Below are 11,590 nucleotides of genomic sequence, written 5' to 3' on the forward strand. Positions count from 1 at the left end.
CCGCATTCGCGCGCCCCGCCGTCGCGCCCCGCCGTCGCGCCCCGTGTTCGCGCATCCGCGCCCCACAGTCGCGCTCCGCACCCCGCGCCCTGCCGTCGCACGGTGTTTGCCGGTCGGCCGTGGCGAAACCCGAGGCCCCCTCGTTGTGAAGGGGGCCTATTTTGGGTTTCCGGCCGATGGAACGCACGAAGTTGATGCTTGTCATGGCGACTCTGCTCTTTTAGTCGTTCGCCGGCTGCTGCCCAAGCAGGAACTGGGGCTTGGCGCTCCGGCCCAAACACCTATACGAATTGCCTGCCTTTTTTCGGCACTTTAGAAAAAATTAAGAATTGTTTTAGGGCAGCTTTAGAACTGTTTTATCGGCAGTTAAGTCTTGGGAGATATGATGGATGTATAGAAGCGAAGGCGCTTCGAACTAGGAGTCTGTTCGATGAACCACGTAGAAGGTGTATATGCAAAAGTAATTCCGTCGGGCAGACTCCCAGCGGGCCGGCCGAAGCCGGCAGCATATAGGAGGAGGAAACAGGTAGATATGAAAAAGTTGGCGATGATCGGTTTAGGTGTGGCTGTAGGGAGTATGATGCTGGTCACTTCGGTATATGCAGGGGTGGGGGACGCGCCCGGCTACGAGACTTTCAAATCGGCCGTGAAAAGTACGGCGGCTGTAACGAATGTGACCAGACAGGTTCAAGTCACGCTGCAGGATAACGGCGAATCTTTGTTAAATGTCAGCTCCACGATCAAGCAGGACCGGGCCGGACAGGCCGGAAGCGCCCAAATCACGGTGAAAGGCGGTGCGGACGAGCAGACGATTCAGGTATACAACCAGGACGGCAAGCAAATTGTAAAAACCGGAGAATCCGATGTGTATAAAGTGCTGGACCATTCGAACTTCGCCGGCAAACACGGCAAATTCGCGGATTCGAAGCACGAAGCCAATCCGGAAATGATCCAAGAGGCGGAGAACGTAGTGGATGCGCTCGTCGGAAATCTCAAAAACTACGTAACGATGAACGACGCAGCCGGCAACGCCAAAGATATTCACTTCAAGCTGTCCGGCAGTCAAATTCCTCCGGTTGTCAACACGGTAGGCTCGCTGCTGATCAAGCACAGCACCGCGGACAACGCCAACAAGCCTATGCCTAAAGCGGCGGAAACGCTGGGCATCGATGTGGCCAGTCTGAAAAATAGCTTGCCGCAGCTGACGCAGGACATCAAGATGGATGAAGTGGAAGTCAACGCGACGGTAGATGCGGACAATCACATCACGAACCAGACGGCGCAGATCCGCATTTCCGGCAAAGACGGCAAGGGAGCGAGTCACGATGTCGTGCTGAACGTGGGTATGAGCCTGTCCAACCTGAACGCCACGACTCCGGATAAAGTGGATCTGACCGGCAAGCAAGTGGAAACCGTGAAGCTCGGTGAAGGGCATTTCGATCAAGAACAGTAATGATGAAGCGGGAGCGGGGAGAGCGTCCATTCGGGGCGTTTCCCGCCGCTCGGACGGAAAGGCAGGCAGATGACATGAAACCGATAGTCGAGATCGATAGTCTCACAAAAACATACAGCAATTCGCGCGGCATCCACGAGGTGACGATGACGGTCCGTCAGGGCGACATTTACGGCTTTTTCGGTCCCAACGGGGCCGGCAAAACGACCGTGATGAAAATCATGGCAGGACTGTGCAGGGCGGACCGGGGCAAGGTCAAGCTGTTCGGTTACGATGTCTCCACTCATTATGAGCAGGCGATGGAGAAGGTGGGGGTGCTCATCGAAACCGCTGAGGCTTACTCGTATATGAGCGGCAGAAAAAATTTGGAGCTCGCGGCTCGCTTCTATCCGCAGATCGGCAAAAACCGGGTCGACGAAGTGCTGGAAATCGTCGGGTTGGCGCCTTTTCAGCATGAAAAGGTCGGCGGGTATTCGCTCGGCATGAAACAGCGACTCGGTCTTGCGGCTGCAATGCTGTCCGGCCCGGAGCTGATGATTCTGGATGAGCCGACAAACGGGCTGGATATCGAAGGCATGGTGGAGATCCGCGAAACCATTATGCGGCTGGCGCGCGAGGAGCGCATTACGTTTCTCATCTCCAGCCATCTCATTCATGAAATGGAGCTGATGTGCAGCCGCATCGGGATTATTCACCAGGGCAGGCTGATCCGGGAGGCTCTTGTCGAGGAGCTGCTTGAAGAACACGATTCGCTGGAAGCGTCGTATTTGCACGAAATTAAAGAAGTCAGGAAGGTGGCCCTTCATGCATAGCTTAACGGCGGGCATCTACAACGAGACGATCAAAATTGCCTCGAAAAAGAAGACGGTCTTTTTCCTGGCCGTCATTTTGCTTCTGCCGGTGGCGGCGGGCTTGCTTCTGTCCCGTTTTCAGAACGGGATCGGCATCGGCGCAATCGCATCGCAGGATTTTCCGATCCTTATGCTCGGTTTGTTCACCGGGATTTTCCTCCCGCTCTTCGTATTCATGGGCGCGGCCGATTCGTTTTCCGGCGAGATGGGGGACCGGACGATGAAAATCACGCTGACCCGGCCGATTTCGAGATTCAAAGTGTTTGCCTCCAAGCAGATCGCCTTGGGCATTTACATCGCTTTGTATTTGGCCGCGGCGCTGTTGGCGTCGATCGGCGCATCGTTGTTTTTTCAGCATTTTGGCGGCCCGGCTGCGCTGCTTGATTGGTTTATCGCCTATACGGTCGCATTCGCGCCCTTGTTCGCGCTCAGTCTGGCGGCGGTATTCCTGGCGCAGTTCTTCACCAGCAGCAGCGGCGTATTGACGGTCAGCATCCTGGTGTATCTCGCCTTCAAGGTGGCTGCGTTTTTCATCCCGCAAATCGCTGCATACTCGCCGACAGCTTACACGGATTGGCATATGCTGTGGATCGGCGCATCGCTCGCCGGAGGGAAAATATGGAGCGTGTTTATGTTTTTGGCTGCATGTAGTATATTGTTTTTTACAGCAGGGTATTATTTTTTTGACAAAAAGGAGCTCTGATTCGCATGTCCATCCGCTTACGGCTGGTGCTTTCCTATATAGCCATGCTTCTTGTGCCGCTTGTACTCTCCGGGCTAGCCGTAATTTTGATCGGCATTGCGACATTGGGCAATATAAAGTCGTTATTTGATGTGGATTACAGCCAGGGCAATCCGATCAAGCGCGTCGTCGATCAGGAGGCCGAAATATTCGCTGACATTAAAACAAAATCAGCAGGCCAGCCGGATATTTTTCTGAATCCGCAGTTTGTCAAAGAACTGGAAGACCGGCTGCACAAAATCAACATGGGCCTGATCGTCCGCAAAAATAATGAAATTGCTTACGCTTCTCCTTATTTGAAGCAGGCGGATGCCTTAGACCCGGCGATGCTTCCCGATTATGGCGATACTTCCACCGGCAAATTCCATCGAAGTCAAGGTTCGCTGTGGATAACTCGGCAGCAGGACTTTACTTTTTCCGACCGGAGCAAAGGGTCTGTTTTCGTTTTTCTGGACGGCAGCAATTTTCAAAAATATTTGCACCAGTTTTCCAACTCGTTCATTTTTGCCTTTATCGGCATATTGGTTCTTACGAACGGCGTATTGACCTATTTGGTCTCGCGGAGCATCATTCGTCCTTTGCGGTCACTGAAGCAGGCTGCCGTGCAGATTAAAGAAGGCAACCTCGATTTCGAGGTCGTCCCTCATTCCGACGATGAGATCGGCCAGCTCAGCATCGCGTTTGAAGAAATGCGGCGCAGGCTGAAGCACTCCGTCGATTTGCAGCTGCAGTACGAGGAGAACCGCAAAGAGCTGATTTCGAATATTTCGCACGATTTGAAAACGCCGGTCACCGCGATCAAAGGCTACGTCGAGGGCATTATGGACGGCGTCACCAATTCGCCGGATAAGCTGGACCGGTATGTCAGAACGATCTATAACAAGGCGACGGATATGGACCGGCTCATCGATGAATTGTTTTTATTTTCCAAACTCGATTTGGGCAAAGTGCCGTTTCAGTTCGAACGCGTCGATCTGGGCCAATATGTGCTGGACTGCGCGCAGGAGCTGCAAATGGACATGGAGAAGAAGGGCATCCGTTTTGAACTGATGGAGCTTCCAGACAAGCCCTGCCATGTAACGGCGGACCGCGAGAAACTTAAGCGCGTGCTTTTGAACATCATCGAAAATGCGGTCAAGTACAGCGCAGAAGCGGATAGCAGAATTTGGATCGGCGTGAAAGAAATTGACGGTCAAGCCGTCATTCATATAGAAGACAACGGTCAAGGCATTCCGGAGGAAGCGCTGCCGCATATTTTTGACCGGTTTTACCGGGCTGACCCGTCGCGCAATTCGTCTACCGGAGGCAGCGGACTGGGGCTCGCCATCGCCAAGCAAATTATGGAAGAGCACGCCGGGTTGATATGGGCATCCAGCGCAGTCGGCCGGGGAACGACGGTATATATCGCTTTGCCGTTAAGCAAGCCTGAGGGGGAATTGAAGTGAGCCGCATCTTGATTATTGAAGACGAGCAAAGCATCGCCGAATTGGAGCGGGATTATTTGGAGATCAACGGCTACGAAGCCGATATCGAGAACAGCGGCGACAAGGGGCTGCAGCGCGCGATGAGTACGGACTACGACCTGATCATTCTCGATTTGATGCTGCCGAAAGTGGACGGCTTCGAAATTTGCCGCAAAATCCGCTCCGAAAAAGACATTCCGATCCTAATGGTATCCGCAAAAAAAGAAGACATCGATAAAATTCGCGGTCTCGGCATCGGTGCCGACGATTATATTATCAAACCCTTCAGCCCGGGGGAGCTTGTAGCGCGGGTCAAAGCCCATTTGGCCCGGTACGAACGACTGATGGGCCGCCGCGAGTCCCGAAACGACGAAATCCGCATCCGCGGGCTGATGATCGATAAAACCGCGCGCCGCGTTTTCGTCAATGAGAAAGAAGTCATTTTTACGACGAAAGAATTCGACTTGCTGGCCTATTTGGCGATGAATCCGAACCGGGTGTTCAGCAAAGATCAGCTTTTCGATCACATATGGGGGATGGATTCCATGGGGGATATCGCGACGGTCACCGTCCACATCCGCAAGCTGAGAGAAAAAATGGAGCAGGACCCGTCGAACCCGCAGTACATTGAAACGATCTGGGGAGCGGGATACCGGTTTCGGATATAAAGTTTCTGAGATGAGCGCCGGCCGATATGAGTTCTGCATTGCCATAGAAGTGACTAAGCCGGGGAAGTTGCTCCCCGGCTTTTGTTTTAACATAGAGCGCAATCAGGTGAAGGTTAGTTGTCCGGGTCGCTAATGGAAATAATCCCCTATTCCCCTGAGGGCATGCCACCAGAGGGGACACCTCTAGTAGGCATACCTCCGAAAGGCATGCTACCAGAGGGCATGCCCCCGAAAGGCATACCACCAGAGGGCATACCTCCGAAAGGCATACTACCAGAGGGCATACCACCAAAAGGCATACTACCAGAGGGCATACCTCCGAAAGGCATACTACCAGAGGGCATACCACCAAAAGGCATGCCACTAGAGGGCATACCTCCGAAAGGCATACTACCAGAGGGCATACCTCCGAAAGGCATACCGCCAAAGGGCATGCCACCAAAAGGCATACCACCAAAAGGCATACCACCAAAAGGCATACCACCAAAAGGCATACCACCAAAAGGCATACCACCGAAAGGCATACCACCCAAAGGCATACCGCCAAGCCCGCCAAAGCTTCTTAAAGGTTGACTATCCATATTTCTCCTCCGTTCATAAGGTAGACATTTGACTATGTATTGTATGATCCTTGTCATATTCCGTTCGTTGATTGATGTAAAATAGGCTTGAACAAACAGAGCCAATCAGGATTTCAGATTCCTGTTGCATATCCCGTATTCAGACAGTCCTCAAGTGAGTAAAAAGTACGAGCTGCGATTAAAACGTATGAACATTGCAACAATGTAAAATAGTTTACAAAAATGAATTGTTAAGATATTGTAAATATATTTATAGCTTCTAAGTTATCGCATAAAGGGAGAGAGTGCGTATGTTGATGGACGTGGATTATCATATTGTTTTAAAATTGGTCATTTCAGCCGTATTTGGCTTGATCATAGGCTTGGAGCGGGAAGTGCGCAATAAACCTCTCGGTCTGAAAACGACGTTGGTCATCTGCATGAGCAGCTGCCTGCTGACGATCGTCTCGATCGAATCCGCCAACAAATTCGCGGTCGCCGGGCTGCATGTGATGGACCCGATGCGGCTCGCGGCCCAAGTGGTGAGCGGAATCGGCTTCCTCGGAGCGGGCGCGATTCTCCGCAAGCATAACGACGTAATCGTCGGGCTTACGACAGCCGCGATGATATGGGGAACGAGCGGACTCGGTATCGCCGTAGGGGCCGGGTTTATCGGGGAAGCTTTTGCCGGGCTGCTGCTCATCATGATCAGCGTCGTCGCGCTTCCTTTTTTCATTAAGAGAGTCGGCCCGAAGCCGCTGCTTTTGAAAGATTTGCGTGTCAGACTCGTTGTCTCCAGCAAAGGAAATTTGACGCACATCATTAAATCGATCATTGCCAGCGGCTACAAAATGAAAAGCGTGCACATCAAGGAGCTGAGCCGCGAGCAGCAGGAGCTGAACTTCATCGTATATATCGATAGAAAATACGCCACCGAAGTTTACGAGGAACTGAAAGGAATGGAATTCATCGAGATCGTGGAAGTGGAGACACTCTAGCTTTTCACCGGTTGGAATGTGATGGGAAATTGCTTTACCCCGTAGACAAACGGGCTTTGAACGGTTGCAAGCTGTGAACCCGGCACGAAACGGATATCTTTCATTCGTTCCAGCATGGTTCGCAAAGCGATCTGGCTTTCCAACCTGGCCAGAGGCGCACCCAGGCAAAAATGAATGCCGAATCCGAAGGAGAGATGGGCGTTCGGCTTCCTGTCTATAATCAACTTGTCGGGATCGTCGAACCTGCTCTCGTCACGGTTAGCCGAGGCAACCCAGGAGACTACCTGATCGCCTGCTTTGATTTGCTTGCCGCCAATCTCGGTGTCGGAAACGGCAATCCTCCCAATAGCCTGAATAGGCGGATAGTAACGAAGCACTTCCTCAATAAAACCGGGAATGAGATCGGGATTCTCTCTCAACTGCTGCTGTACGGTCTGCTCTTCCGTTAGACAGCGAACCGCATTGGCCATAAGATTCGTAGTCGTTTCGTTGCCGGCTGCCAAAAGGAGAATGGAAAACCCGAGTATTTCTATATCGTTCAGTTTTCGTCCTTCGATCTCAGCTGAAAGAAGCAGCGAAATCAGGTCTTCCTTGGGCGCGGTTCTGCGCTTCTCTACAATTTGGCTAAAGTAAGCTTGCAGCTCGTCAAGGGCCCGTTTTTTTGTCGCCATCACCTGATTGAGCGCTTCTTTCGTATTTGTATCGGCTCCCATCACGAGAATATCGGACCATTCTTTAAACAAATTGCGATCCTGCGGCTGAACGCCCAAAAGCTCGGCAATCACGATAACAGGCAGAGGAACTGCAAGATCGTGTACCGTATCCATGCTGCCTTTGTCCAAAACGGCGTTCAGCAATTCATTCGTAATGGACGCAATGTGCGGCTCCAGTTCGGAAATCACCTTCGGAGTAAAAGCTTTATTGACCAACGCTCTCATCTGCGTATGTTTCGGAGGATCAAGGGTCAATATGGATTCGTTCTCTGCTCTGGTGAGCGAGCGGCGGGAGGAAAAGGATCTTTTAAAATTCGATGTACGTCCTCATAGCGAAACACATCCCAGCAGCTACGGCTTTCATCGTAACGCACGGGTGTCGTTTGGCGAAGTCGGTTATAAATAGGGAACGGGTGAAGCCGTTTCTCTGCGGTATCCAGCTCGGCCATCGGGATGATGTTGGCGTATAGGACCGATTTTTTTGTTTCCATAGATGTGGGTAGGCTCCTCTCGCGGATTCATTTCAATTACAGTTAACATGCCCTGCAAATTAACAATATAATCCTGTTTCCGCATGCAATCTGCTCCTGAGATACGGGCGATGCTCCAAATGCTCAATATGGAACAATAGTTGACCTTGTATCTTACTACAGGTTTTAAAATAACGATAGAAACCTGTAGGGGTGATAAAATTGGAAAAAACGAGTGTCGAACGACTTGCCGCGATTAAACAATATTTAAAACGAACAAGCGGATTCGGTGAGAAATCAGTTGACAAAATTCGGCGGGAAATGGCCGACTCGGCGGCAAATATGTGCATCTCCCCCGACATGATCGTCCAAAAGGCAACTATCGGCCAATTAAGCGGAGAGTGGATTGTTCCTGCCAATCTTACTCCTGAAGCCGATAAACATGCGATCCTTTACTTCCATGGGGGCGGATTTGTTGCAGGCACCTGCGAGTTTTACCGTGATTTGTCCGCGAGAATAGCGGAGTCCAGCGGTGTAAAAGTGCTCACCGTCGAATATCGTCTGGCGCCGGAGCATCCGTATCCGGCTGCTAACGACGATTGCTTGAGTGCTTTTCGCTGGCTGCTTGCGAGCGGATATTCAGCCGGCAATATTGTATTCGGCGGGGATTCTGTCGGAGGGAGTCTTGCGCTTATGACTTTGATTTCTTTGCGGGATAACGGAGAGGAACTTCCGGCAGGCGTTTTTCTGATTTCCCCGCATACCGATCTTGTCCATTTGGACGGCGAATCGTATCTGAGTCGATCGGAGCTCGATCCTACGGGGAGCATAGAAGTAAATCGGAGGTTGCTGGATGTTTTTTTAGGCGGTCGGACGAAAGAAATACCTTTGCTGTCGCCGTTAAGGATGAATTTGAAAGGCTTGCCTGATCTGTTCATCCAAGTCGGTGACCATGAGGTGTTGCTAAGCGATTCCACACGCTTTGCGGACCGTGCAAGAACAGCAGGTGTCGGAGTTACACTGGAAGTATGGGAAAATATGTGGAGCGTATTTCATTTTTTAGCATACATGCTGCCGGAAGCTCAGCAGGCCATCGCTAATATCGGTCAATATGTACGAACGAAGCTAACGCCTCTATAGCCAGGCGATAAACGGCCGTTCCGAATCCAAGCAGGACGGCCGTTTCCGACTTCAAACCGCGAATCGCGCGGATTGCAGAGGTCGCACCACGCGCAGCTCCCAGCGCGCGGTGTTGCGCTGCATGACGGCGGTCGGTCGACCACAGGAGGCGCAATGACTTCCCCGGGGGGAAGCAGCAGCCTCCGTCGTCTAGCCGGTGACGGCGACCGCAGCCGCGAATTTTTTGCCGAATTCTTTGAGCTGCTGTTTTTCATCGGCAGAGGGGTTCAGCTCGACTTTGAAGCCGTTCAGCACTTTTTCCGCGCCAAGCTCGGCGAGCTTTTCTTCCAGCGTATCGATGGCTTTGCCGAACTGCGCGTATGAAGAATCGGCGGAGCCGAATACGGCGGATTTGCGCCCCGACAGATCGAGATCGTCCATTTCCTCGTAAAAATCTTCGAATTCGTCAGGCAGGTCGCCGTCTCCCCATGTATAAGCGCCAAGCAGAATGCCTTCGTATTCGGTCAAGTCGCTGCCGCTGGCGTCCATGACATTTTTGACAACAGGCTCGACTCCCGCTTCCCTGATTCCGTCGGCAATGAGATCGGCCATCTCTTCCGTATTTCCTGTCATACTGGCAAAAACGATAATAATACTGGACATCGGTATCCCTCCACTGGATTAGATCTTTTTTTTTGAAAATGGTTAGGTTCGTACAGACGATAAAATCGCTCTGTTGGTAAGCCCTCCACCGCTAAGGCGGCGGCAGGGAAAGCAAATCAAATACATATTAATTGATAATGATTATCAATGTCAATATGTGCGCTTAAAAATTGTTGGCTTCACTCCGTTTGATCTGCCGGTGGTCAAGAACAACAAGTTGCGCATACCGGACTACAAAACGTTCTGTACTACGAACCGGTTTCCAACCTGGGGCAGGCGGATATAATGGCAAAAAGCCGCCCGGGCTAGTGGGACCCGGGCGGCTTTTTGCCGTTATGCGGACTGCGCGTAGCTCTCGGCCGCGAGGCACAAATAATACGCCAGCCCAACCTGCTGGCTCTCCAACATCCCGCGGTGAAAATCGTCCGCGAGGAAAAAGCGCGCCTGCGCCGCATAGCCGGCGCCGTCGATCTCGTGCCCGTGCGTCCGCAGGAACGCAAGGTGGCTGCCGATCAGCGCATGTACTTCGGCGCTGTCGATTGTGAGCCCCGAGCGCAGCGCATCCGCCATTCCGGTCATGAACCGGATGGCTTCCCTCGCGCTCTCGTTCATTTCCGCCGCCTCGACCGGCCCGGCCGCGAGCAGATCATAGTCGTACGTTTCTTTCAGATAATCGTTCTGCTCCTTGAGCGCGTCCTTCCATTCGTCCTCGCTGTGAAAACCTTGAAACAGCTCCGATGGATGCATAGGTTCTCCCTTCTTCCGCTTTGTTATCGTTTGCTCCAACGTGTGAATCAGCTTCTCCAGCCGCTGTTTGCGGGCGGTCAGCAGCTCTTTTTGCTCAGCGAGCAGAGACTCGTGTCCGCCTTCCCCTTCCAGCAGTTGTTTGACGGTATCGAGCGAAAAATCAAGCTCACGGTAATACAAAATGCGCTGGAGCCTTTCAAGCTCCTCCATCCCGTATAAGCGATATCCTGCTTCCGTCGTTCCCTTGGGCACGAGAAGCCCGATTTTGTGATAATGGTACAGCGTTTTGACGGTTACGCCGGAAACATCGCAAACCTCTTTAACGGTGTAGAGCACTGTGTTCACCTCCTGTTTTCAACGATAAAGCCTTACCTAAGGTTGGAGTCAACACCCGAATGAAATATAAATTTGATGTAAGAAATAGGGTACCTTTTTGACCGCGAATCCTGCAAGCGCAAGGGACAGGATGGAGCCACAAGCCGTCGGGGCTGTTCGGCATCGTGGTCGGCCGACCGCCGACATGTAGCGTGACACCATGCACTGGGACGGGAGCTGAACGCGGTGCGTCCGGGGATCGTCCGGCATCTTCGGCATATTGCCAGAACGGTGATTTCATTGCGGATTTTCCTTGCATAGTGTTGCAATATTTAGACAATTCCATTATAGTAGTATTAAACAAAACTACTAGTGGGGTGGATGCGCATGAATCACTGCTTTATCGTTCTGCTGCAGGTCGATCCCGCCTGGCTGGCGATGCCGCGCGAATCTCGCAGGGAATATGCGGCAGAGCTGTATGCCATTATCGGGCGTCACGCTCCGCAGGTGAAAGTGCGCTATTTCGATGCGGATGCGTTCAGCGGCAAGTGCAGCGATTTTGTCGTTTGCGAGACGGAGGATACGGTCGCCTATCACAACATGTGGGAGGAACTCAAAGATTCCCGGGCTTTTTGCGTCGGGTTTTACCGGATTCAAGATGTGATCTATGGCATTCAAAATGCGTACCAGGCGTACGAGACCGGAGTTTTGGGCATGGAGCCCGAAGTGTATACGACCTAGTAGTTTGTTGAGGGACTACGTAGAAGATGTGTATGCAAATTGACAGTGTTGATGCAGCGTGAGCGACAGTATATGCGGTCATGATTC

General features: G+C 52.1%; 11 protein-coding genes and 1 pseudogene. 9 read left to right on the forward strand and 3 right to left on the reverse strand.

Annotated elements, in window-relative coordinates; translation table 11 throughout:
* Positions 1 to 532 precede the first annotated feature (532 nt).
* The 7 genes from AC0LWT_RS15650 (at position 533) to AC0LWT_RS15680 (ending at position 6,735) form a co-directional block, all read left to right on the forward strand.
* Positions 533 to 1,453 carry a hypothetical protein gene (locus tag AC0LWT_RS15650; protein ID WP_474682189.1) on the forward strand — a complete coding sequence of 307 codons (921 nt, stop codon included), beginning with the start codon at positions 533 to 535 and terminating at the stop codon, positions 1,451 to 1,453.
* Positions 1,454 to 1,527: 74 nt separating this feature from the next.
* Entirely contained in the window at positions 1,528 to 2,265 is a 738-nt protein-coding gene (locus AC0LWT_RS15655; protein WP_474682190.1) for an ABC transporter ATP-binding protein, read from the forward strand.
* Positions 2,258 to 3,007, forward strand: a complete 750-nt coding sequence (locus AC0LWT_RS15660) for a DUF2705 family protein (RefSeq protein WP_474682191.1) — start codon at positions 2,258 to 2,260, stop codon at positions 3,005 to 3,007. The genes AC0LWT_RS15655 and AC0LWT_RS15660 overlap by 8 nt, the downstream gene beginning before the upstream one ends.
* 5 nt (positions 3,008 to 3,012) lie before the next feature.
* Positions 3,013 to 4,491, forward strand: a complete 1,479-nt coding sequence (locus tag AC0LWT_RS15665; protein ID WP_474682192.1) for a sensor histidine kinase — start codon at positions 3,013 to 3,015, stop codon at positions 4,489 to 4,491.
* Positions 4,482 to 5,177: a response regulator transcription factor gene (locus AC0LWT_RS15670; RefSeq protein WP_474682277.1), complete on the forward strand. Its 696-nt coding sequence runs from the start codon at positions 4,482 to 4,484 to the stop codon at positions 5,175 to 5,177. The genes AC0LWT_RS15665 and AC0LWT_RS15670 overlap by 10 nt, the downstream gene beginning before the upstream one ends.
* A gap of 117 nt (positions 5,178 to 5,294) precedes the next feature.
* Entirely contained in the window at positions 5,295 to 5,750 is a 456-nt protein-coding gene (locus tag AC0LWT_RS15675) for a hypothetical protein (RefSeq protein ID WP_474682193.1), read from the forward strand.
* A gap of 298 nt (positions 5,751 to 6,048) precedes the next feature.
* The gene (locus AC0LWT_RS15680; protein WP_474682194.1) at positions 6,049 to 6,735 is read left to right on the forward strand and encodes an MgtC/SapB family protein; all 687 of its coding nucleotides are present in this window, start codon (positions 6,049 to 6,051) and stop codon (positions 6,733 to 6,735) included.
* On the opposite strand, the pseudogene AC0LWT_RS15685 reads toward AC0LWT_RS15680, so the two are convergent.
* Positions 6,732 to 7,939: pseudogene (locus tag AC0LWT_RS15685) on the reverse strand (cytochrome P450). The gene AC0LWT_RS15680 and the pseudogene AC0LWT_RS15685 sit on opposite strands and share 4 nt — an antisense overlap.
* A 201-nt stretch (positions 7,940 to 8,140) precedes the next feature.
* On the opposite strand from AC0LWT_RS15685, the gene AC0LWT_RS15690 reads away from it, so the two are divergent.
* The gene (locus AC0LWT_RS15690) at positions 8,141 to 9,058 is read left to right on the forward strand and encodes an alpha/beta hydrolase (protein ID WP_474682195.1); all 918 of its coding nucleotides are present in this window, start codon (positions 8,141 to 8,143) and stop codon (positions 9,056 to 9,058) included.
* A gap of 189 nt (positions 9,059 to 9,247) precedes the next feature.
* Here AC0LWT_RS15690 and AC0LWT_RS15695 read toward each other — a convergent pair whose 3' ends face one another.
* On the reverse strand, positions 9,248 to 9,700 hold the full coding sequence (locus AC0LWT_RS15695; RefSeq protein ID WP_474682196.1) for a flavodoxin: 453 nt from the start codon (positions 9,698 to 9,700) through the stop codon (positions 9,248 to 9,250).
* 333 nt (positions 9,701 to 10,033) lie between these two features.
* Positions 10,034 to 10,783, reverse strand: a complete 750-nt coding sequence (locus tag AC0LWT_RS15700; protein ID WP_474682197.1) for a MerR family transcriptional regulator — start codon at positions 10,781 to 10,783, stop codon at positions 10,034 to 10,036.
* A gap of 366 nt (positions 10,784 to 11,149) precedes the next feature.
* Here AC0LWT_RS15700 and AC0LWT_RS15705 point away from each other — a divergent pair, with 366 nt between their 5' ends.
* On the forward strand, positions 11,150 to 11,503 hold the full coding sequence (locus AC0LWT_RS15705; RefSeq protein WP_474682198.1) for a darcynin family protein: 354 nt from the start codon (positions 11,150 to 11,152) through the stop codon (positions 11,501 to 11,503).
* Positions 11,504 to 11,590 lie beyond the last annotated feature (87 nt).

This window comes from Paenibacillus sp. sgz302164 (assembly GCF_056120505.1).